Raw genomic sequence first — 23,858 nt, forward strand, 5'->3', positions numbered from 1 at the left:
GACGAATAAGCACCTCGAGGGGGTTCGTAATAACCTCATAGCTTATGGAAATAAAGACTATCGGAGTGGCTTGCGATCACGCAGGTTTCCCACTAAAGGAGTTCGTTATTCAGTATTTGGAAGAACACAAGTATGCTTACAAAGACTTTGGTTGTAATAGCGATTTAAGTTGCGACTATCCCGACTATGCCCATCCATTGGCAGAAGCATTAGAAAAAGGCGAGATTTATCCTGCTATTGCTATCTGTGGTAGTGGCGAAGGAATGGCAATGACCCTGAATAAGCATCAAGGGGTTCGTGCTGGCTTGGCTTGGAACAAGGATGTTGCCGGACTTATTCGCCAGCATAACGATGCAAATGCTATTGTTCTTCCTGGTCGTTTCATCGACAACAAGACAGCAGCCACAATTCTCGATACTTTCCTAAAGGCTACGTTTGAGGGTGGTCGCCATGAGCGTCGTGTCGAAAAGATCGCATTAAAATAACAATTGCTGTTGGCAAAGCCTACGCAATGAAAACAATTAAAGGGATATATTCTTTCGAGGATATATCCCTTTTATAATTGAGAATTGAGAATTTCTATAAAACTTCCAGCATACGCAAAGCCCAATAGCCTACACCAAGCATGATAAGTCCCACGATGATGCGGAAGATGCAACCCGTGATCTTCTTTATTAAGATAACGCCAATAACGAATACTACGATTAAGGCTATGAAATATTCTAAATTCTCCATAATGAAAATACTTTTTAAAACTTAAACAAATGCGCCATTCTCCCTTACTTAAACAAATGACGGAACATAGGCGGGACGGGCGTTTCAAACTCCATACGCTCATGGGTTACAGGGTGATAAAAACAAAGGAGGAAGGCATGTAGGCAGAGGCGACCTATAGGATCATCGCCATTACCATACTTAATGTCGCCACACACAGGATGCCCCATATCGGCAGCGTGAACACGAATTTGGTTCTTACGCCCCGTTTCTAGCTTAAACTCCACGAGCGAATGGTTTACCGTGCGGTCGATGGTAAAGAAATGGGTTACGGCATATTTTCCGCCATTATCCACAGGCGAACTGTAGGTAATATACGACTTGTTGTCCTTCAGCCAATTGGCTATCGTACCCTCATCGTCTGCCATCTCACCGCTCAACACAGCAATATACCGACGATCGTACACTATGTTATGCCAATCGTGTTCCAACAGTTGCTCCGTTTGCATATCCTTAGCATAGATCATTAAGCCAGAGGTATCGCGGTCGAGCCGATGCACCACATGAGCCGTACAGTTTTGCTTGGTTTTATGAAAATAGTCGTCGAGCACTTTCTTCACATTCAGCGAGGCATGCCCTGCTCCCATAGAGAGGATACCCACATTTTTCTCCACCACCACGAGGTATTTATCCTCATAAACGAGTTTCACGTATCGGCTCTTAAATTGGTCGTTCTTCTTGCTCTTACTAATCGCAATTTTGTCGCCAATCTTTAGCTGATGATCAAACTGGGTTACAATCTTCCCATTCACCTTAATACCTCGGTTCTTGAGTGTGGCTTTCACCTTACTTTTCGTCTCACCAACGTTTGCCAACAACCACGCTAGCAAAGGCTTTTCGTCCTTCACCACCATACGGTCGTATTTGTCTTGCATATATGGATTTACCTGCTTTATCATATTGCAAAGGTAAGAAAAAAATAGCTACTGATATTAGGTTGGGATAGTTTTAGTTGATAATAAAGAGAGAAGAAAAAGTAAAAGGCAACCTTTTGCTCCACAAAAGATTACCTTTCACCTTGTAAAACATAACCTTTTACTCGGCAAAAGGTTATGTTTTACAACACATTTATTATCAGCCTTTTACAAGGGCTTCAATTTTTCTTTCCTAATTCGCCTGCATGATAAAACATAAACACTTCTATCAATGAGAAAGCGGCTAGGGTAATGATCCAAAACAAAGGTGTTTTTTCGACTGGTTCCAATAGCACTAAAACGAGTGTTATTGCAAGACAAGCCTCGGTAACATATACAAAATAGTTACTAGGATCGAATTTTGAGCGATCCTTTAAGAAGTGGTACATATCAATCAATTTCTCTAACATAGCGATAAGTATATATAAATTTCGGTTTAGTATAATTCGTTGTATTTCATCCTTCGTTTTCTCGCCATGGCATAACTCGAGCAAGCTCGGTTCTGCTCATTTGGCTTAACGAAAACGTTCTTAACGGAATTTTTATCCAAGCATTGAGCCTTTTGAGTCCTTTCATATCCGTTAGCTTTATATCTTGTTTCAAAGTTAGCAAAAACAAAATATCTAACCAAAGAAAAAGGACATTTTTCTAACCATAAAATGTTTTTTTAAATACGCGTAACAGAAACTTCTTTCTTTGTTAATGAAATTTTAACATCTTACGAAATAGAAGGATGAAATCCAACTATTCAGTCGTTTAATATGTACGGCACTTTAAACCTACCTAGTAAGGTTGCCAAGCCTAATATTATTATTCCAACCATTAAAGCAACATAATATAAATTACTAATACTATATAAGCAGAGATACTTGGCTGATAGGAATAAAAACCGTACCTTTGCACCCAAATTATTAAGTAATAAGCATTTAGACAAAACAAAGAATGATTACATTATCGAATATTGCGATCCAGTTTGGTAAGAGAGTACTATACAAGGACGTAAATATCACCTTTACTCGTGGCAACATTTACGGTGTTATTGGCGCAAATGGTGCGGGTAAATCAACATTGTTAAGAGCTATTTCAGGCGATCTTGAGCCAAATAAAGGAACGATAGAACTAGGACCGGGCGAGCGTCTCTCGGTGTTGGAACAGGATCACTTTAAATACGATGCGTTTAACGTTATGGACACCGTTCTTATGGGTCATAGCAAGCTATGGGCTAACATGAAAGAGCGTGAGGAGCTTTACGCTAAACCAGAAATGACTGAAGAAGATGGCAATCGTGCTGCCGATTTGGAACTAAAGTTTGCTGAGATGAACGGCTGGGAAGCTGAAAGCGAGGCTGCACAATTGCTACAAAACCTTGGTGTTAGCGAGGCTATGCACAGCAAACAGATGGCAGAACTTTCTAATAATGAGAAAGTGCGCGTGATGTTGGCAAGAGCGTTGTTTGGTAAACCAGAGAATTTGTTGCTCGACGAACCTACCAATGACCTCGACCTTGAAACCGTGGAGTGGCTAGAGGATTATTTGGCTGAGATTGATGACAACCAAACGGTGCTCGTAGTATCGCACGACCGCCACTTCCTTGACACAGTAAGTACACAGACTATTGATATCGACTTTGGTAAGGTAACCGTCTTTGCTGGTAACTATTCGTTCTGGTATGAGAGTTCACAGTTGGCACTTCGTCAGGCTCAAAACCAAAAGATGAAGGCGGAAGAAAAGAAGAAGCAGTTGGAGGAATTTATCCGTCGCTTCTCTGCCAATGTGGCTAAGAGTAAGCAAACCACATCGCGTAAAAAGATGTTGGAGCGTTTGAATATAGAAGAAATTCGCCCTTCTAGCCGTAAATATCCAGGTATCATCTTCCAAATGGAACGCGAGCCGGGTAATCAGATCCTTGAGGTAAAGGACTTGAAGGCTGTGGAAGAGGACGGAACAGTATTGTTCGACCACATCGATCTTAACATTGAGAAGGGTCAGAAGGTGGTATTCCTATCGCACAATCCAAAGGCGATGACAGCTTTCTTCGAGATTATCAACGGCAATCGTAAGGCTGACGGTGGTGAATATCATTGGGGCGTAACGATTACAACGGCTTATTTGCCATTGGACAATACGGCTTTCTTTGAAACAGAATATAACCTTGTGGACTGGCTTTCACAATATGGGCCTGGCAACGAGGTGGTTATGAAGGGCTTCTTAGGCAGAATGCTATTCAAGCAAGAGGAAGTGGAGAAGCAAGTAAAAATCCTTTCGGGAGGTGAGAAGATGCGTTGTATGATTGCACGTATGCAGCTTCAGAACGCTAACTGCTTGATCCTTGACACACCTACCAACCACCTTGACCTTGAAAGTATTCAGGCTTTCAACAACAACTTGATAGGTTTTAAGGGAAATATCCTTTTCAGTTCACACGACCATGCTTTCATCAACTCTATCGCCGATCGCGTTATCGAACTAACGCCTAAAGGCACTATCGACAAGCTAATGTCTTACGATGAGTATGTACACGATGCAAAGCTAAAGGAACAGCGCGCAGGAATGTATTGAGGGGAGAGATGAGAGTGGAGAGTTGAGATGAGAGAGTGGAGAGTTGAGAGTTGAGAGTTGAGAGATGCCCGTCCCTCTTTAATCAATTGAAAGTTGAGAATTATTTTTCTAGGAGTACTAGAACTACTAGGAATACTAGGACGGGCAGCTCTCCACTCTCAAAAACTCCACTCTCAAAACTCCACTCTCAACTCGCTCTCAACTCGCTTTTGGCACATAATTTGTAAACAACTATTCGGAACCACAAGCGCTTCTAACAAAGCCTTGCTGTTCCGAATAATTTAAGTAATAAGAATATGAGTAAGAAACACGACAACGCTATGAACGTGGAAGAAGAAAATATCGAAAACATCAACTGTGAAACTGAAGAGCAAACGGAAGAAACTCAAGAGGCTAACACAGAAAACGCTAACGAACAGGAAGCAACACAGCAAGAAGAGCTTGACCCTGTAACCAAAGCACAGCTAGAGGCTGAACAATGGAAGGATAAGTATATCCGCTTGGTGGCTGAATTTGACAACTACAAGAAGCGCACCTTAAAGGAAAAAACAGAACTAATCTTTAACGGTAGCGAGAAAACAATTGGTGCGGTATTGCCTATTTTAGACGATTTTGAACGTGCTATTGCTGACAATACCGATGATGCTACTGCCGTGAAAGAGGGCTTTAGCCTCATCTATAAAAAATTCTTTGAAACCTTGGAGAAGCTCGGTGTGAAGAAGATTGAAACCGAAGATGCCGACTTCAATGTGGATTACCACGAGGCTATTGCTATGGTTCCCGGTATGGGCGATGACAAAAAGGGTAAGGTTATAGATTGTGTGCAAACTGGTTACACCCTCAACGATAAGGTAATACGCCATGCAAAGGTGGCTGTAGGACAATAATTGGTTCAGAGTTGAGAGTTGAGAGTTAAGATTTAAGAATTTTATCTAGGGATACTAGGAAAACTAGAAATACTAGAAAACCTAGAAATACTAGGAAAACTAGGAAAACTAGGATAGGTAATGATCAATAAAACAAGACTGAGAAGAACAAGAAGAATAAATGGCAAAAAGAGACTACTATGAGGTGCTTGGTGTAAGCAAAGATGCCTCTGAAGATGAAATAAAGAAGGCTTACCGAAAACTAGCTATAAAGTATCACCCCGACCGTAATCCTGACGATGCCGAGGCAGAAGAGAAATTTAAGGAGGCTGCCGAGGCTTACGATGTGCTACACGATCAGCAGAAGCGTCAGCAGTACGATCAGTTTGGCTTCGATGCACCGGGCGGTGGCTTTGGTGGCGGTAGTCCGTTCGGAGCTGGTGGCTTCTCTGTAGACGATATTTTCTCTATGTTTGGCGATGTGTTCGGTGGACATAGAAGTGGGGGCTTTGGTGGCTTCGGCGGAGGCGGTCAGCGTGCGCGCTATCGTGGCACAGATATGCGCCTAAAAGTGCGCCTATCACTGCAAGAAGTGGCTACAGGCGTTACAAAGAAGTTTAAGGTGCGCAAAGATGTGGTATGCGATCACTGCCATGGCACAGGTGCTGAAGGGGGTAGTCAGCCCGAAACCTGTCCTAACTGTAATGGATCGGGTATGGAAATACGCACTCAACAGTCGATGTTTGGTATGATCCAAACGCAAGCTCCTTGCCACGTTTGTGGAGGTGAAGGCACTATCATCAAAAACAAGTGTAAGCATTGCGGGGGCGATGGTGTTGTGAAAGGTGAGGAAGTAGTAGAGATAAACATTCCCGCTGGTGTTGCCGAGGGCATGGTGATGAATGTGGCTGGTAAGGGCAACGCTGGTAAGCGCAATGGTGTGAATGGCGACATTCAGGTGTATATCGAGGAAGAAGAGAACGAAACCTTCATTCGCGATGGTCAGAACATCGTTTATAACCTATTGCTCGACATTCCAACCGCTACCTTAGGAGGACAGGTGGAGATACCTACCATTGAGGGTACTAACGTAAAAATAAAGATAGAGCCAGGAACTCAACCTGGTAAAACGCTTCGATTGCGCGGTAAGGGCTTGCCTGCTGTGCAAGGTTATGGCGCTGGCATGGGCGATTTGATCGTACAAGTAAGCGTTTATATTCCAAAGGAATTGAGCAAATCGGAGAAGAAAGCGATGGAGGAATTTGCCAATAGCGACAACTTCAAAGGTGATAAAGCTACTAAGCACTCTATTTTTGAGAACTTTAAGAAACTGTTTAGCTAACCGAGGTGAGAGAGTTGAGAGTTGAGAGATGCCCGTCCTAGTATTCCTAGTAATTCTAGTACTCCTAGAAAAACTCTCAATTCTCAATTCTCGCTAAGGGAACGGGCAACTCTCATCTCTCAACTCTCATCTCTCACTTCTCAACCCTCAACCCTCAACTCTCATCTCTCATCTCTCAACTCTCAACTCTCAACTCTCAACCCTCAACCCTCTCAACTATTATGTCCTACGAAGAAACCGTACAATATCTATTCAATAGCACCCCCGTCTTTGAACACGTGGGAGCGCAAGCCTATAAGGAAGGCTTATCCAACACACATTTATTAGATAAGCATTTCGGACATCCGCATACACAGTTTAAGACCATTCATGTAGCAGGAACCAATGGAAAGGGTTCTTGCTCGCATACGCTAGCGGCTATTTTACAGCAGGAAGGCTATCGGGTGGGACTGTACACAAGCCCACATCTCGTCGATTTCCGTGAGCGTATCCGCATCAATGGAGAGATGATTTCGGAGCAATATGTCATCGATTTTGTAGCGCAGGAACGTAGTTTCTTCGAACCGCTTCACCCTTCTTTCTTCGAACTCACCACCGCACTAGCCTTTAAATACTTTGCTGAACAGCAGGTAGATATTGCGATTATTGAGGTAGGACTAGGGGGCAGACTAGATTGCACGAACATTATCACGCCGCTGCTATCCATCATTACCAATATCTCGCTTGATCATACCCAGTTTTTAGGCGACACTTTGGCAAAGATTGCCTACGAAAAGGCGGGCATCATCAAAGAGAATGTACCTGTAGTGGTGGGCGAGACGGTGCCAGAAACACGTCCTGTCTTTGAGGCGACTGCAAAAGAAAAATCGGCTCCCATTGAGTTTGCTGAGGATATTCCGTTCTTCTCAGCTCACACTACTGCCAGCACAAAAGGCATAGCATACTCGGATACTCCTTTCGGAACTATCATTGGTGAACTAATGGGCGATTATCAGGTAAAGAATGCCAACACCGTATTGCATGCTTGTGTGAAGCTCATACAGCTAGGTATCATCAAGGAAGAGCAAAGCATCGTAAAGGGATTTGCGAACGTAACAGCAACGACAGGACTTATGGGACGTTGGCAGCAGCTTGCCGACCATCCGCTCACCGTCTGCGATACAGGGCATAACCTCGGAGGTTGGCAGTATCTTTCAAAGCAGATAAAATCGGCTGCAAAGGGCGAAACACATATCGTTTTTGGTATGGTGGACGATAAAGACCTCGATGCGGTGCTAGCACTGCTACCCCAAAATGCCCACTTTTATTGGACACAACCGTCCTCTCATCGTGCTTTTCCTGTGGAGAAAGTGGCAGAGGAAGCCCTCGCTATCGGACTAAAAGGCACACAATATCCCACTGTCCTTGCTGCCTACGAAGCAGCAAAAGCTGCCGCATCGCCCGACGATTTTATCTTTATCGGTGGGTCAAGTTATGTGGTATCCGACTTGCTTAGTGCGCATACTAGGACAGACTAGTAAATCTAGGACAGGTAATTCTCAATTGGATAAAACTCTCATCTCTCTCAACTCTCAACCCTCAACCCTCATAACTTCTCACCTCTCTCAACTCTCAACTCTCAACCCTCAACTCTCAACTCTCATCTCTCCTCTCTCCTCTCTCAACTCTATAATTTTCTCAATCTGTCGCTCTCTCTCCCACTCCGCTTTTATCCAATGAATGGTAAAGCCACGCCGCTCCATACCACGAAACCACGTCATTTGCCGCTTGGCAAACTGGTGGATCGCTATTTCGAGTTGGGCAAACATCTCGTTGTACGTGCGCTTGCCAGTGATATATTCGGTGAGGTATTTGTATTCTAAACCATAATAGATAAGGTCGTCGGCAGGAATACCACTATCGAGCAAGCCACGCACTTCGTCCACCATACCGCTGTCGAGGCGTTCCTTCAAACGATGTGTTATCTTCTGGCGACGCTCCTCACGATCAATGTCCACACCGATAATGAGCGAGTTGATAGGCGGACAAACACGCGCTTCCACAGGAGTGTGGAGCGAATAGGTCTCTATCTCGATAGCACGAATGGCACGTTTGCACGAGTCGACATCCGTTTTGTTGTGCATCACCGAACCACTTTTCTGCTTCAGCTCCACGAGCATAGCGGTGAGTTCCTCCAGCGATTTCCCTTCCAACTGCTGCCGCAGTGTAGGATTTTCAGGCACAGGCACGAGGCGATAACCCTTCAAAACAGCCTCTATATAGAGTCCTGTACCACCACAAAGGATAGGCTCAATGCCCCGCGAAGTAATATCTTCGTAAGCTGTGAGAAAATCGCGCTGATACTCAAAGAGGTTATACTTCTTGCCCGCATCACAAATATCAATAAGATGATAAGGTATTTGCTTGCCGTTAATGGTATAGTCGGCGAGGTCTTTTCCCGTTCCGATGGTCATACCACGATATACCTGACGTGAGTCGGCAGAGATAATTTCGCTGTTAAGCCTATAAGCTAGCGCAGCGGCTAAAGATGTTTTGCCCGAAGCTGTTGGACCGAGGATTGTTATCATAATGAAAGCCCCCTCTCGCTAGCTCCCCCACAGTGAGAGAAAGGCTAACGCCACACACACAGAGAGAGAGGGTATATTGTTATTATAAGTTTTGTTCTTACTTTATATATTTATGTGCAAAGATAAGTATTTTTTTATGGACATAGAAATCATTGTTCTGCCCCTTTCCCTATCAGCCGATGATTTCTATTTGAAACACCGAGATTACAGTTTATACCTTTAAAGAAAAGTTTTTATCATTTACTTCCCTTATAATCTTTCTTTTTAATATATTTAAAACACTTTCCGCCCACTAATGTAGAAATAAATTTGTATCTTTGCAACATTAAGGATTAAAAAGATTGAATAATTTGTTTAGTGTTTAACTCTATAAATAAAATTTAAAAAAATGACAAAAGTAGCTATTAATGGTTTCGGCCGTATCGGTCGTCTCGCATTCCGTCAGATGTTTGAAGCAGAGGGTTATGAAGTAGTCGCTATCAACGACTTGACAAGTCCTAAGATGCTTGCTCACCTATTGAAGTATGACACAGCTCAAGGTGGCTTCGCTGGCAAGTTCGGTGAAGGAAAGCACACTGTAGAGGCAACAGAAAATTCTATCATCGTTGATGGTAAGGAAATCAAGATCTCTGCTGAAATGGACGCAGCTAACTGCCCATGGAAAGCTAACGATGTAGATGTTGTTTTGGAATGTACAGGTTTCTATACTTCTAAGGAAAAGGCTTCTGCTCACTTGAAGGCTGGTGCTAAGAAGGTAGTTATCTCTGCTCCTGCTGGTAACGATCTTCCTACTATCGTATATAACACAAACCACGAGACTTTGACAGCCAACGATACTATTATCTCTGCTGCATCTTGTACCACAAACTGCTTGGCTCCTATGGCTGACGCTTTGAACAAGTTTGCTCCTATCCAGAGCGGTATTATGTCAACTATCCACGCTTACACTGGCGACCAGATGATCCTTGACGGTCCTCAGCGCAAGGGCGATCTTCGTCGTTCACGTGCAGGTGCTTGCAACATCGTTCCTAACTCAACAGGTGCTGCTAAGGCTATTGGTCTTGTAATTCCTGAATTGAACGGTAAGTTGATCGGTTCTGCACAGCGTATCCCTACTCCAACAGGTTCTACTACTATCTTGATCGCTGTTGTTAAGGGTAAGGACATTACCGTAGAGGGTATCAACGCTGCTATGAAGGCTGCTACAACAGAGAGCTTCGGTTACACAGAGGATCAGATCGTTTCTTCTGACATCATCGGTATGAAGTTTGGTTCTTTGTTCGATGCTACTCAGACAATGGTTAGCAAGATCGACGATGAAACATTCCAAGTACAGGTTGTTTCTTGGTACGACAATGAGAACTCTTATACTTCTCAGATGGTTCGTACTATCAAGTATCTTGCTGAAAAGAAGTAATTTCACAGCATAACCGCTTTCAGGCTTCCTAAAGCCTGAAGAAAATAATAACACTGCCCACTGCAAAGTTTTTCTTTTGTAGTGGGCTTTTTTTATTCGCTAAATAGATACTAAGTTACAGATTTATGCGTATATTTGCGATAAGGTTTAGGTATGACAACAAAAATCAGATAAGAATGCTTTTCTAAGTAGCAGCAATAAGGCTTACAAACAAAGCACCAATTTATTTTAAATAAAAACATTTTAAAAGCATAAGATTATGAGTTTTGTAAAAGAATTTAAAGACTTTGCAGTAAAAGGTAATGTAATGGACATGGCAGTCGGTGTGATCATCGGTGGTGCATTTGGTAAAATTGTATCTTCATTGGTCGACGACATCATTATGCCATTGATTGGCATTTTAACGGGTGGTATCGACTTCAAGGACATAAGCATACAGGTAGGCAGTGCAACGGTAAAGTATGGCTTATTCCTCCAAAACGTTACCGATTTCTTCATCATCGCTATTTGTATCTTCATTATGATCAAGGCGATGAACTCGCTCTCGAAGAAGAAGGAAGAAAAGCCAGCAGCTCCAGCAGGTCCTACAGAGGAACAGAAGCTTCTTGGCGAAATCCGCGATTTGTTGAAGAACAAGTAAGCATATTTCCGCACAACACAAAAGGTAACGTCTAGCATCGCAAGACATTACCTTTTACGTAATAAGAGGTTAGCTTTTGCACGGCAAGCGCTAACCGCTTTTTTTATACTCCCTAATCTACATTCCGAATGCGTGCTGATATTCTGCTTTAATGGTTTCGTCCACCCAACGGTAATAATCGGTAAGGAGCTTGTCAGCATTTTTACTACCTATCTGCTCACGATATTGGGCTATCACGGCATCGCCACGCTGTAGGATAGGCGTTTCGATGCGCTGCACCTGCTGTAGAATACCCGTTTGCTGCTTGTTAATGAGGCGTGAAAGGTTGATGTACGACTGTCCGTTGCCACGCTTCATAGGAAAGAGCTGATCCTTGAGGACAATACCCTTATGGCACAATTCGGAATACCCCTTGCCATTATCGGATAAGAGCGACGGCACAACACCCGATGGGGTAAGCATCAATGGCACAGCAACAGTGCTGAGTGGACACCCAATAATGGTGTAGCTCACGGTGAGCAATGGGTTCTCGCCCTTTCTTACTCCTTGCATAACCATAGCCGATGCGGTGTAAGCACGCGAAATATAGTCATTGTAAGGATAAAACTTTGGTGTAGCATCGCTCTCGGGCATAATGTCGTAAAGACTTGTTTTTGTGAGTCCATTGGTGAGATAACGTGTGGCACGCTTTAAAAGCAAATCCCGATTAAGATCACCTCCAAAGGCTGCTGTCAGCATCAAATCGGAGATAGCCATATAGCGTTCGATGCCTGCATCGAGACTGCGATCGCCTGTCATGGCATGATTGGTGCGACAAAGATAGCCGTAAGGAGCTACACGAGGATCATTGACATCAAACTTTGTGTAGCCCTGACTGCTCGTTTCATAGTAAGCACAATTGCCCTCTGCATCCATCACCCCAAAGTTAGAATTGAGGTTCATAGGTTTTGGCAATTGTCCAAGCAGTGCTTCAAACTCCTTTAATGAAGCGCAGGTTTCGAGTGCTTTACGCATCACCACACCATCGTTTTCCTTTTCGGGCTTATAGTTTTTCCCATTAAGATTAAAGGCATCCGTATTAAAGATAGCAAAACCCGCCTCGTTATGCCCCGACCATACGTTGGCTCGCTCCTTATCGCCTGCAGCAACGATACCTATAAAGCGATATTTCGCACCTTTTATTACGACTACTTTGTTATCCACATCATCGGCATCACGATTTTTGAGCATAAGCGGACGACCATCAGGCGTAACGCGCCCTGATATGATAACGGAGGTACAAGCATGTGCCACCAGCACAGCCATCAAAATAATTGTTGTTAGTAAATAGCGTTTGTTCATATTTTTATTGTTTAGATGTTTCATAACTTTTCCTACCATTCCTAGGAATTTCTAGGAAAACTAGGAGAACTAGAAAAACTAGAAAGCCTAGAAATACTAGGAGAACACTAGAAAGCCTAGAAAAGCTAAAAGCCAGAAATACTAGGACGGGCAACTCTCATCCCTCATCTCTCAACTCTCAACTCTCATCTCTCTCATCTCTCAACTCTCCCTAAAATCCCTTCAGCCACTCCGTAAGCTGCTGTTTTAGGTCATCGGTGTAAGGGAAATCTCCTACCCCAATGCCCCAACCATGTTTCCCCAGCGGATACACGATGAGTTGAGAGGGAATGCCCTGCTCTTGCAGCTTCACATAATAGTTAGCACTGTTGAAAGGCTTCACAATATCATCGTCCGAGCATACCACGATAAAAGCACGTGGCGTATCGGGGGTGATCTGCTTAATAGCACTATACTTCGCCTCTATCTGTTCCGACATCTTATCCTCACCAAGGAAGTTGTTACGACAATTCGTGTCGCCAAAATCCTCAAACATCGTGGTAACAGGATAGAACAGTATTTGAAAACTCGCCCTAATCGCCTTTTGATAACGCGTTGCCATAAGCGAAGCAAGATGACCTCCTGCCGAATAACCTGCAATACCAATATCCTCTGGGTTGATGCGCCATTCCTCAGCTTTCGCACGCAAGGTAGCAAAAGCATCAATAACATCGCTCATCGCTTCTTCCCCACTCCCATCGGGTAAATGATACTTCAATATCACGGCTGCAATACCACGATTGGTAAAAAAGCGCACCCACGACTCGGCAGGTGGCATATTCAGGTGGTTATAGCTTCCACCAGGGCAAGCCACCACTGCCCTACCCGTTGCCCGATCTTCCACAGGCAGATATACGTCCATCGTGTCTGTACTCAAAAAGTGTACAGCCTTCAACTTTTGTGTCTTTGATTCCATTTTCTTTAAATCCTTATACAATCCTTGATAACACTCATCACCATTGTGCGATGGACACGCTACTATCGCCCCATCCACCACGATAGGCTTTTACAACAAGCTCTCACCAAAGATAGCATTTTTGATGTCTTGCTCATGATCGAAAACGAAGCGAGCCACGATGGCACTCAAGATAGCGGTAGAAGGCATCTTGATACTGTTAGCCGACTTCAATCTATCTAGCACGCTCTTCAAATCGCTGTCTATATATACGGTGGCAAGCTTAGAGTCGCGCTGTTTATAGTCTTTGGCAAGATCGAGGAAGAGCTGCCAACTGTCTTCGCCACTATCGCGGGCAATGGTATATTCGCGTGCCAACTGCTTACCCTCTGCCTTTGGCAATTTCTTAGCTGCTGGAGCCGTGCGATCCTTTACCTCCTCACCCTGTTCGTTGCGCATTGCCGTGCGTGTGAAGGCACTTGCCACTTCGCCCGGTACAGGTTGCTGCTTATCATCGGCAGCATTGTCATCGGCAGGCTCTATCATAGGCTTTGCCCCACCCTTTCCAAGTTCGCTCTTCACAGGAGTTTCCAATCCATTCTGTGCATTATGTACTAAGCCCTGCAATCCACCAGGAATTATTACCTTAGTTTTTTTCTTTATCATAATATGTCGTTTTTATTATTGTTCTAATATTTCTAATATCCCTAGTTGCCCTAGCTTCCCTAGCTTTCCCTAGTTTGTCCTAGCTTTCCTAGTTTTCCTAGTTTTTCCTATTTCCCCTAGTATCTCTAGAATACCCTAGAATACCTAGTATCCCTAGTTTCCCCTAGTATCTCTAGAATACCCCCTAGAATACCTAGCTTCCCTAGAAAATCTCTCAACTCTCCACTCTCATCTCTCTCAACTCTCTCTCATCTCTCTCTCTAAGTTTTCATCTTCTTGAGCATATAGTCGAACGCAGCCTTTACCGCCTCGCGCTGTTGCCCTAGCAACTCGAAAGTATTGGTACGTTTGAGACACGCACGACTATTTATCGTTGGTGTTACCTTACCAAACTGCTGGAAAATCTCGTCCGTCTCTGCCCACATCCGTTGCTCATCGCTCGTACCAATACGTGGGTCGATACGGTTAGGAACGAAGAAAATTTTAGCATGCATCTCGGGGTTATGCTCGCGAAGAGCATTGATAACTTGCACGAAAACACCTGTAGAGTCGAGCGTCTTGTCCTCATACTCGTAGGGACAAATGATGAAGTCGGCACCTACAAAGAGGGGAGCCAAACCGTCTTGCGAAATGTTACCTGGCGAATCGAAGAGTACAAAGCCCTCTACATCGCTCGCACTCTCCACCAACTGCTGCATCAGCTCTGGCGAGTCGACATCGAAATCTTGTATTGTATAAGGTTCCTCCTCACCTTCATATATCTCCATATCCTTCTTGCGCTGCATGAGAATGGTTTTCTGAAGGTCGGTATCTATCAAGCAAACATCCTTTCTTTTGTACGCTAAATAGTTGGCAAACAGAATACAAAGGGTACTCTTCCCCACTCCACCTTTCTGATTCGCAAAGACTACTTTTACATTTTTCATTATTTATATATTTATATTTTCGTATTAAAATCTATCTATATCTTTACACTAAAACGTATTTATATTTTCTTGTTAAAACATATTTATATTTTCGTATCAAAATCTATTTATATCTTTACGCTAAAACGTATTTATATATTCGTATTAAAACATATTTATATTACAACGTTTATATATTTAAACATAAAAACATAACCACGTAAAATATGCTGACACACTACCATTTTTCGCCTATTTTGTCTATTTTCAGCGAAAACAGAAACACCGCCTTTGAGCAGAAATACATAACGTTTTGTCATATCTATCTAACTAATATGCGAAAAACACTTTCTTTTTGATCACTAATTAGCCAACAAACAATACTTTATGTAAAATCCTTGTGCGCTATTTTCCTCTATTTTTGTCGCCGCTCTGCCTTTTGTCCGAAATAGGCGAAATATGCGAGCAAAAACGCTTAGCACTCGCTTGTTTTCACTTATCGCTAACCCCAAACGCCTAATTTTCTTCGGTTTCAAGTGCCCAGCGCAACAATCCCATCGGCAAAACTGTCAAAACGAGCCCTATAATGCTACCCATATTTACGTAAGTAGCTATCTCGGGAAGGGTCAAACCGCCTGCCACATTATATAAATAATAGTTGAGTAGGGTAATACCGCCCATAAATATTGGGGTAATGATGAGCGATGCACCGTAAGCACGCAGCTTGCCAACACAACCTCCCACCATGAAAGCCCCCAAAAGTACCGTATTGATAGCGATAGCCGAGTACGAATAGTTTACGAAATGGCTCGCAAAAGTGCGTATCGCCGTGTCGGTGGAGTAGGTGAAGAGGGTAGTGCATATAAAGGTTAGCAAACTAAACACCATCATCAATCCTAAAAAGGTGAAGTGGAACGCACGCTTGGTTCGTGCAAAACACGATTGCAAGACACCCCACATTGTGAGTGCTGCTCCTACGCCGATTGCTCCTTCAGCCACCTGAACAGGGCTGAGTGCTTGGAGCGTTTGCAGCGAGCCGATCACTCCTTGCGCCGGATCGTTAGGATCGCTAATCCAACCGTCCACCACCGTCATACCCGTTGCTAGCGTGTATAAGCCCAGCGCCCAGTTGAAAACCTCACTCTTTGTCTTACTAATTAAAAATGTATTTATCTTCATATATATTTATATAAAAACATATTATTATATAAACGTATTTATCGTAAACATTTATATTTTTACGTATGCAAATATACACCTAATTGTTTAAACAAACAAATACTTTATTATATTTTTGCCTGAAACTCCAAAAATATATAAAAATAAACATTCAAAGATATATCTATACATTTATTCTTTTACGTGTTTATACTTATATATAATTATATATTCTATATGTAAATAAAAAAATACAGATAGATATATAAATATTTATATTGCCGTTTTGCTATGATAAGACAATAAGTATATAAACATATAATTACATAAAAACCACAGCATATTAAGCCAAAACCCTAAATAAACATAGTTATACTTTTATATATAATACTAGTATACTAGTTTTTATATAATTATACAACGACAAAATACACACAAATACAACCTATATCGCTAAAAGAAGCAATAGGGTAGCGCTCGATATATATATTTATACTTTTATATTATTTACTAAAATAGAAAGAAAACATATATTTATATATCTACATATTATACCTTTTCTTCACGCGCAACTTACTAAAACTCTACCTACAAAACCATTCCCCCAACCACGACAATATAAGTAAAACAAAATATAAAAACATAACTCTACACTCATATAAACACCTAAATATATCAATAAAAAATAATATTCTTATATCTTTATATAATTATATATATAACCATTATCAAATAAGAATGATAATATATTTATATTACATTGTATTTATATATTTATATTTAAATACACACACAATTAGCTTTATGCCACTTTGCCATTATCCCAATACACCCGATCATTGTTATTACAATATAGCGTGCATATACCCTAAAGAGCTAAGACAGAACGCTTTATAAAGGTCTAAAAACTGCTAGTGCGACAAAAAGGGAGTATCGCATAAAAAGCTGCTTATTTAAAGTCATCACTACTGAAAAGAACCATGCGACAAATAGGGAGCATCGCATAAAAAGCGCTTATTTAAAGTCATCGCCTTTCCCACAAAGAAATCCAACAGAATAAAAAATAAGAAAGAACTCATCGTCAACTTAGATTATCATTATTTCTATCATTTATATAGACTTATTTAACCTTGCGTAACTCATTCTACTTAAATGCTTTACAGCGCTTAGTAGCGACATCTTAGGAGGTTAGCGGCGACAAATAGGGAAAGGTGGTGCGACAGATAAGGAAGGGTGGTACGACAAATGTGGAGCATATCTGCTAGATATGAGACAAATAGGGAGTTTTGGCTCGACAAATAGGGAATAAATAGCAAATTTTAAGGAATTATTGCGACAAAAAACACGCATTTTTCCTTTTTTTGTCGCACTACGGTTTTTGCTGTTGGCAGAAAGGTTACTTTTTTCATTTTTTATCCCCCCTGCTCTAAGTGCGTTTTTGCTGCTACAAAGCGTTGATATTTCGTATTTTATTTAATTCTATATTTTTATCCGCTGACAAATTCGGAGCTTTTATTGTACGATTAATTTCCCTTTTCTGCGACATCTTCGTAAGATTTGATTTTTATTTTACACAAAAGGCTATTATTGCTTTGGCAAGATGCTTTCACCGTGCGGGTTTTAAGACATGATTACACGCTTAGCATGATTGGCTAGCGCCATCGTAAGTTCCAAAACGAAGTGCAATAAAAAGGTCTTGTTAATCGTGTCAATCCTGTCTAAAAACGCACGGTTTCATCGTATAATTTGTATTTTTGCAGTGTATAAACCGTTTAAAATAGATATTATGGCAATAATACGTGAAGTGTTGGGACACCGCCCTCAGTGGGGCAACCGCTGTTTCTTTGCCGAGAATGCAGCCTTGGTGGGCAACGTAGTAATGGGCGACGACGTGTCGATATGGTATGGTGCTGTGTTGCGTGCCGATGTCGATGGCATCAGGATAGGCAACCGTGTCAATATTCAAGATGTAGCCTGTGTACATCAGAGTGCGGGACATCCTGCTGTTCTCGACGACGAGGTAAGCCTTGGGCATGGTGCTATTGTCCATGGCGCCCACATCTGTCGTGGCGCCCTCATTGGTATGAACGCTGTTGTTCTCGACGATGCTGTTGTGGGTGAAGGCAGTATCGTGGCTGCTGGAGCTGTTGTTTTGGAAGGCACTGCGATCGGCAAGGGCGAGCTATGGGCTGGTATCCCTGCTCGTAAGGTGAAGGATATACTGCCCGAGAAAGCTGCCGAGTATGCTGCCCATTATATGGTTGCAAAGACTTGGTATGAGGGCTAACTTAGAGTGCTTGCGAGGGTATTTTTGGGGGTGTGAGCAAAAGGTTATCTTTTACGCACTAAAAGGTAGCCTTTTGCACGGTAAAAGGTGATGTTTTACAGCATAAAAGGTCATCTTTTACGCAGGGGGCAATATGTGTGCAGAAAAATGGGTGGGAAGCGTGGAGGCGAAGAATGGTGCGACAAAAAACTGTAAAGTTTCATTATTTTCAAAAAACTACTTATTTGTCGCAAAAATAACATTTCTGTTTACTATAGAAACTTACTTATTTGTCGCACTATTCTGTAAGTAGTTGGTAATATTGTTTTTATGCGTGTACAGAAAAATGCGTTTTTGATCGTTTTTTAGCAAAACAGTCTTTTCCGAGAAAGCTAAAATACCCAAAAATGATGTGTTTTGTAAAATAAAAAACAATTAAATATGATTATCCTCCCTATTTGTCGTTATTAGTTTCCCTATTTGTCGCCCTTGCTGTGGTTATGCTCCCTATTTGTCGCAGTGTTGCTCCGTTGTTGTCGGAGCTATGTTCCGTAGGTGTCGGTGGTAAGTTCCGTAGGTGTCGGGTGTGGAGTGGGGAAGATGCTGAGGATAAAGGGGTTATGGCTGCCTATATAATCAATAATAATATAGATGTATATAATGACCGTCTAAGTTTTTTCGACAGAGTAACATAGTATAGTTTCGATATAGTAACAATAGTATGATCCTTTTATTACTATGTTACTCTGTCTAAAAAATACTCTGTTACTCTGTCTAAACCGTTATGCTTTGCAAGTTACAAAACGAAGTGCAATAATGAAGATTACTTTGTTTTTTTATATCAAAAACGACTCTTTTCCTTGCGTAATTGAAAAGTTATATTTAACTTTGCCTACCATTATATGTGTTAATGTATATAACGTATGCAGCTTGTTAATTCGCTTATATATATTAATGTTCGTATAAAAATAAGGCAGTTCCCTCTTTAAGGGAACTGCTGTCAAAGTTGCTAAAAAAATAGTATAAAACAGGTTTTAACCCAACTAACTAAAAGTTTTTTTTATGGTAAAAAAGAAAAAGTATGTAAACCCCTCTGTAGGGGTTTATAAAGTAGACATGTCGGAAGGTATGATGCTGCGCGGAAGCGACATAGAGGGTAGCGTCAATATGCCAACGGATGCTGGCGAGTTAGGTGCTACCACAACCACTAATGCTAGCACAACAAGAGCGGTAACACCATTCTTTGAAATGGACACCTACACCACTTCTGAAAGCGGAAAATAATAACGACATCAAAAAAAACGAAAAAAACGAGAAATGAAATTGAAAACATTATTTAGTTTTGGTGCAGCCATGATGACTGCGCTATTAATGAGCTGTTCGGAGACAATAGCCGAGCAGGGTAATGGGCAAAAGAATACCAAGCTCGATGAGAAAACCTTCGTGGTAAGCCTCAATCTTGATGGCGGACAAGGCGATGACAAAAGCACTGGCAAGGCTCCTCAAACTCGTGGTATCGCTGTGGACCGTCAGCAGAATAATGGTACTGACTCGGAGATCCTCGATTTTTATTTTTGGGATGAAAACACTCCAGTACTTAGCGATTATATTGAACGAAACAAAAAGAAGGGCAACAATACCTTTACTGCTCGCTGCGTGTTTAAGAGAGCAGAGGGCGGAAAGTTCGTCGACGGTTCAGAGCTATATGGCGAGATAAAGTTTAACCAAGTAGGTACTTCTCGCAATATTAAATATAAGGGAGATATTGTCTTAAAGGGCAATGGTGCTACTGCTGTGCTTCCTAAGAAGGGCGAAGAGTGGTATGTAATGGGTCTTGCTGGTGGACAGTATAACGAAACCGATCACACGGTCGATGTAACTGGTTTCGCTTACGCATTAGAGAAATATCAATCTGTGCGCAATGTTGTCGACAATAAAGGTAAATATGGTGTCATTCCATTCCTCTCTACTTGGAAGAAAGTAAATGTAGCCGATGCTGGTACGCTCGTTTCTCAAGAACCTTTGGTGTTTAATCCTCAAGGCACCCTCCTCCGTATAGCCCTCGACAATCAGACCTTTTACGATTTCACTGTAAAATTCCTAGGTATTAGCTCTAATGTGTTGGCTAATAATGTAAAGTACGATCTCTCTTCTACTGGTCTAGGCACTACTCCTAGTGCTGTAGCGTCGGACTTTAAGTGGGAGTATACGGGTAATGTCAACGAGTCGGGTATGAATAACTTCGAATGGAATCTCAATATGGAAGACCCTATCAAAATAAAGCGCAGAAGCAATGTTATGCAAAATGCTGACGGCACAGGACAAGACATTCTGATCTATGTATGGGTCAACAGCAAAGCGCCAGCTTCAGGCGATACGCCACGTACAGGCTTCTTTACCTCTACTTATCAAGACAAGGTAGCTACAAAAGGTAATCAGAATAACAAGAATGAATATGTGTTGACCACACACGAGTATGCTGATGAGTTGATGACGGAAGGTTGGGTTGGATGGCCTAATTTAGGAAATGGCAGAGTAACTTGGAAAGTAGGAAAGGATCAGGGAGGCTGTACGCCTGCTCCTAGCTTCGAGTGGGTATTATCGAAAACGCTCACCACAGATTTTACCCAGCTCAATGGTCGGCAAGCAAAGGTAACACTGCCTATCGTTATGCGTGAGCCTATACCGCTAGAATATATCTCACAGAAGAGTGCCTATGGAACAGATTATTTTTCGCAGCCACAATGGATAAAGGAGCTAGGCGGAGATAATCTAGTTACTATCGCCTATCTTAATAATGGTGATCTATCTAACGGTCTTCTCCGATATTTAAAGCAGCCACGAAATAAAGATGTTAATAATACGACAGGGTACAAAGAGGGCGTGAAGTGGATTGTACCAAATGAGAACCAATGGTGTGGTGTGTTGCTTAGTAGTACCAATGTGACGCGTAACAGAACCGTTAATCCTGCTTGGTTAGGCGATACAGAACAATTCTCATCTGATGAAGATATCATCACCATTGGCAACGGCTCTAAGGTAAAGGATCAGAAATTCTATTCACGCTACATAAACCTGCCAAAAACCCATCGTAACCGTAGGTCTATCTATGCTCTCCGCTTCTTTGAAGATGCAGAGCATACTAAGGTATCACCATATTTCTGCGTTGTAAAATATACATGGGTTCAGACAGATTCTAAAAACTCAGATAAAGCATCTCTTACGGTGGAGGCGCTACCTCTCAAGGAAGCATATCTAACGCTTTATGGAGGGGCTGACAAATTGCTAAAGGCGATAGCTCATAATGATGATGCGGGAAAGAAGCTAGGTCTCTTCTATTGGCACGCTGGCGACGTTATTAGGCGTTACTTCTGTGCTAACCAGTCGGGATTGTCCTTTAACGGCTCTCATCCTGATGTTCCCCGTAATAATACTACTAAAGCTGGGCGTGGCTTCTTAGTGGCAAAGGATACTAATCCTTACGCACCTTATGAGCTAGCCAATGGTGCATACGATGTTATCAATATGCAGAATGGTTATATCCACATGGGACATAGCTTACAACGTGCAGGTGCAAACCCATTGCCTGGCGGCGCTCTTGATTATTCTTGGTTTAAAACGGTGGGGAACACTCCTAAGTTTGATGTTCGTCTGCTTCGTAAGAAAATAGAGTTTAAGGAGCTACCATAACCATAAGCATATCACACGTTTTCCCTATATCTAGGCTGACCCCTTTTTTCTCTCGTAACGAAGAGAGCGTGGGTGTCAGTCTATTTTTTTTGTTGTTTTATGCGGAAGTATGGGAGTAGAAAGCTGGAAATGGAATAAAACTTGTATCTAACTGACACACAGTGTATATTGCTTTTTTCTTCATCGGGTTGCATTTGAGAAAACAGGCAGAAAAGGGAGCGAAAAGGAGGGAGTTCAGTTACCAAATCGTTCGACAAACGATGGAAGGTAAAGGACGGCTGAAAGTGGTAACTAAAACGGTGTTTTCTCTTTCATTATCAGTGTTTTGCATCGCTCAAAGTTCCTCAAAGAAGTGTAATTTTGCAAGCAAAAAAACAATGGAAAAAGAAAAATTTAAGCTGCTTTTCTACCTCAAGAGAGGTACGCAGGACAAAAACGGAAAAAGTCCCATCATGGGACGCATCAGCGCAGGACGCTCTATGGTACAGTTCAGTTGCAAATGCTCATGTACTCCTCGTTTGTGGGACAGTCGCAAGAACCGACTGCTGGGCAAGAGTGCTGAAGCCGTATCAGTAAACAAGGAACTTGACCGCCTTCAGGTGAGTATTCACAAGGTTTATGAGTCTCTTTCGGGAAAATCCGATGCTCGCGTCACGGCAGAGCGAGTAAGGGAATTGGTGTTCGGGTTGAACAGCGAGTCGCAAGGACTGTTTTATCATACGGACGAGTATATCGACCGCTTCCGTGAGCGTGTGGGCATAGACCGCAGCGAACGCAGACTAAAATGCCTGTTGCTCTTCCGCAAGCATCTGGCAAACTTCGTCAGGTATAGCTATCATGTGGAGGATATTCCCGTACAGAAAGTGGACACAGTCCTCATCAAAGACTTGGAGGACTACTTCGCCAAAGAAAAGAGATTCAAGCTCAATACATCTGCTGGTTATCTCACTATGTTGGCTTCCTTGCTCAAAGACCTGCATAAACGGCACATCATTGACACCTATCCCTTCATCAACCATTCCATTCGTTGGGAAGTGGGTACTCCACGTTACATCACAAGGGAGGAGGTAGGTCGTATCGCAGCCTTGGGAGAAGATAAATTGCAAGGCTATGAAAAAGTGTCGAGGGATATGTTCCTTTTCTCCTGCCTGACGGGGCTTTCCTATACCGACGTGTATCACTTGACGGAGCAGCACATCTTTCACGAAGCGGGAATGACTTGGATACGCAAGCCGAGAATGAAGACGGGCAACGTGTGCCACATCCCCCTACTTCCCGAAGCCGCTACCATTATCGAGCGTTATCGGGGCATTCACACGAGGGCTTTCCGACACGAACCGCCCAAGGGGTATCTGCTGCCCATACCCGGATGCGACACGGTAAACATACACCTCAAAAAGATAGCACGGCTTTGCGGTATTCAGAAAACGCTGACCTATCACATGGCACGGCATACCTTCGCATCGCAGATGACACTGTCGGAGGGCGTGTCCATTGAGAGCGTTTCCAAAATGCTCGGACACAGTCAAATCAAAACCACGCAAGTGTATGCACGTGCGCCCAGAATGGTCGCTTGATAAATACTTCTTTAGCAGGAAGTTAGGATTGGGTTCAATATAATCCTATCGTCAATCAGCTTATCCGAATGGGAAACCTAACGGGGAGTGTAGCATGCTGATTAAAGCCCTAAGTCTACTAATAGCCGAGTAGCTACTGAAGGGCAAAGGCGAAACGACATATATGAGGATGAAGCCTTGATTGGTTGAACGATAGTTCGGTGGTACCACATCTTGCAATAGCGGAAGGCTTTTATATACGC

General features: G+C 42.5%; 21 protein-coding genes. 12 read left to right on the forward strand and 9 right to left on the reverse strand.

What is annotated here, in order from left to right; all coding sequences use genetic code 11:
- Positions 1–44 precede the first annotated feature (44 nt).
- Positions 45–485, forward strand: coding sequence for an RpiB/LacA/LacB family sugar-phosphate isomerase (locus tag PREBIDRAFT_RS09290; RefSeq protein WP_004337389.1), 441 nt, complete (start codon positions 45–47; stop codon positions 483–485).
- Between the two features lie 94 nt (positions 486–579).
- Here PREBIDRAFT_RS09290 and PREBIDRAFT_RS11600 read toward each other — a convergent pair whose 3' ends face one another.
- The 3 genes from PREBIDRAFT_RS11600 to PREBIDRAFT_RS09300 all read right to left on the reverse strand — a co-directional run bounded on the left by PREBIDRAFT_RS11600 (position 580) and on the right by PREBIDRAFT_RS09300 (position 2,098).
- On the reverse strand, positions 580–735 hold the full coding sequence (locus tag PREBIDRAFT_RS11600) for a hypothetical protein (protein WP_004337391.1): 156 nt from the start codon (positions 733–735) through the stop codon (positions 580–582).
- Between the two features lie 44 nt (positions 736–779).
- Entirely contained in the window at positions 780–1,673 is an 894-nt protein-coding gene (locus PREBIDRAFT_RS09295; RefSeq protein WP_004337392.1) for an RluA family pseudouridine synthase, read from the reverse strand.
- Positions 1,674–1,867: 194 nt separating this feature from the next.
- Positions 1,868–2,098 carry a hypothetical protein gene (locus PREBIDRAFT_RS09300; RefSeq protein ID WP_004337394.1) on the reverse strand — a complete coding sequence of 77 codons (231 nt, stop codon included), beginning with the start codon at positions 2,096–2,098 and terminating at the stop codon, positions 1,868–1,870.
- 532 nt (positions 2,099–2,630) lie between these two features.
- On the opposite strand from PREBIDRAFT_RS09300, the gene PREBIDRAFT_RS09305 reads away from it, so the two are divergent.
- From PREBIDRAFT_RS09305 to PREBIDRAFT_RS09320, 4 genes are all read left to right on the forward strand, one after another.
- Positions 2,631–4,247, forward strand: a complete 1,617-nt coding sequence (locus tag PREBIDRAFT_RS09305; RefSeq protein WP_004337396.1) for an ABC-F family ATP-binding cassette domain-containing protein — start codon at positions 2,631–2,633, stop codon at positions 4,245–4,247.
- A gap of 296 nt (positions 4,248–4,543) precedes the next feature.
- Positions 4,544–5,134: a nucleotide exchange factor GrpE gene (locus PREBIDRAFT_RS09310; RefSeq protein ID WP_004337397.1), complete on the forward strand. Its 591-nt coding sequence runs from the start codon at positions 4,544–4,546 to the stop codon at positions 5,132–5,134.
- Positions 5,135–5,294: 160 nt separating this feature from the next.
- On the forward strand, positions 5,295–6,455 hold the full coding sequence (gene dnaJ, locus PREBIDRAFT_RS09315; RefSeq protein ID WP_004337400.1) for a molecular chaperone DnaJ: 1,161 nt from the start codon (positions 5,295–5,297) through the stop codon (positions 6,453–6,455).
- Between the two features lie 221 nt (positions 6,456–6,676).
- Entirely contained in the window at positions 6,677–7,972 is a 1,296-nt protein-coding gene (locus PREBIDRAFT_RS09320) for a bifunctional folylpolyglutamate synthase/dihydrofolate synthase (protein ID WP_004337402.1), read from the forward strand.
- A gap of 108 nt (positions 7,973–8,080) precedes the next feature.
- Here the strand turns inward: PREBIDRAFT_RS09320 and miaA are convergent, their stop codons facing one another.
- Positions 8,081–9,022, reverse strand: coding sequence for a tRNA (adenosine(37)-N6)-dimethylallyltransferase MiaA (miaA, locus tag PREBIDRAFT_RS09325; protein WP_004337403.1), 942 nt, complete (start codon positions 9,020–9,022; stop codon positions 8,081–8,083).
- 388 nt (positions 9,023–9,410) lie between these two features.
- On the opposite strand from miaA, the gene gap reads away from it, so the two are divergent.
- On the forward strand, positions 9,411–10,439 hold the full coding sequence (gene gap, locus PREBIDRAFT_RS09330) for a type I glyceraldehyde-3-phosphate dehydrogenase (protein ID WP_004337405.1): 1,029 nt from the start codon (positions 9,411–9,413) through the stop codon (positions 10,437–10,439).
- A 259-nt stretch (positions 10,440–10,698) separates the two neighbouring features.
- Positions 10,699–11,079 carry a large-conductance mechanosensitive channel protein MscL gene (gene mscL / locus PREBIDRAFT_RS09335; RefSeq protein WP_004337407.1) on the forward strand — a complete coding sequence of 127 codons (381 nt, stop codon included), beginning with the start codon at positions 10,699–10,701 and terminating at the stop codon, positions 11,077–11,079.
- A gap of 117 nt (positions 11,080–11,196) precedes the next feature.
- On the opposite strand, the gene PREBIDRAFT_RS09340 is transcribed toward mscL, so the two are convergent.
- The 5 genes from PREBIDRAFT_RS09340 to PREBIDRAFT_RS09360 form a co-directional block, all read right to left on the reverse strand.
- Complete coding sequence (locus PREBIDRAFT_RS09340) at positions 11,197–12,444, reverse strand: carcinine hydrolase/isopenicillin-N N-acyltransferase family protein (protein ID WP_238295901.1); 1,248 nt, start codon at positions 12,442–12,444, stop codon at positions 11,197–11,199.
- Between the two features lie 187 nt (positions 12,445–12,631).
- A complete protein-coding gene (locus PREBIDRAFT_RS09345; protein WP_004339782.1) occupies positions 12,632–13,375 on the reverse strand; it encodes an alpha/beta hydrolase in 744 nt (247 codons plus the stop codon).
- Between the two features lie 90 nt (positions 13,376–13,465).
- A complete protein-coding gene (locus PREBIDRAFT_RS09350) occupies positions 13,466–14,020 on the reverse strand; it encodes a hypothetical protein (RefSeq protein ID WP_004337415.1) in 555 nt (184 codons plus the stop codon).
- A 260-nt stretch (positions 14,021–14,280) separates the two neighbouring features.
- The gene (locus PREBIDRAFT_RS09355; RefSeq protein ID WP_004337416.1) at positions 14,281–14,946 is read right to left on the reverse strand and encodes a ParA family protein; all 666 of its coding nucleotides are present in this window, start codon (positions 14,944–14,946) and stop codon (positions 14,281–14,283) included.
- A gap of 495 nt (positions 14,947–15,441) precedes the next feature.
- Entirely contained in the window at positions 15,442–16,104 is a 663-nt protein-coding gene (locus PREBIDRAFT_RS09360) for a hypothetical protein (RefSeq protein WP_004339783.1), read from the reverse strand.
- A 1,765-nt stretch (positions 16,105–17,869) separates the two neighbouring features.
- Here PREBIDRAFT_RS09360 and PREBIDRAFT_RS09365 point away from each other — a divergent pair.
- From PREBIDRAFT_RS09365 to PREBIDRAFT_RS09385, 5 genes are all read left to right on the forward strand, one after another.
- Positions 17,870–18,370, forward strand: coding sequence for a gamma carbonic anhydrase family protein (locus tag PREBIDRAFT_RS09365; protein WP_004337421.1), 501 nt, complete (start codon positions 17,870–17,872; stop codon positions 18,368–18,370).
- Positions 18,371–18,807: 437 nt separating this feature from the next.
- The gene (locus PREBIDRAFT_RS09370) at positions 18,808–19,044 is read left to right on the forward strand and encodes a hypothetical protein (protein ID WP_155114396.1); all 237 of its coding nucleotides are present in this window, start codon (positions 18,808–18,810) and stop codon (positions 19,042–19,044) included.
- 367 nt (positions 19,045–19,411) lie between these two features.
- Positions 19,412–19,633, forward strand: a complete 222-nt coding sequence (locus tag PREBIDRAFT_RS09375; protein WP_004339787.1) for a hypothetical protein — start codon at positions 19,412–19,414, stop codon at positions 19,631–19,633.
- 33 nt (positions 19,634–19,666) lie between these two features.
- Entirely contained in the window at positions 19,667–22,039 is a 2,373-nt protein-coding gene (locus PREBIDRAFT_RS09380) for a hypothetical protein (protein ID WP_004337422.1), read from the forward strand.
- Positions 22,040–22,416: 377 nt separating this feature from the next.
- Positions 22,417–23,616 (forward strand): site-specific integrase, encoded by a 1,200-nt coding sequence (locus PREBIDRAFT_RS09385; RefSeq protein ID WP_004339788.1) that lies wholly within the window; start codon positions 22,417–22,419, stop codon positions 23,614–23,616.
- Positions 23,617–23,858 lie beyond the last annotated feature (242 nt).

The organism is Prevotella bivia DSM 20514, assembly GCF_000262545.1.
GTDB classification, from domain to species: Bacteria; Bacteroidota; Bacteroidia; order Bacteroidales; family Bacteroidaceae; genus Prevotella; species Prevotella bivia.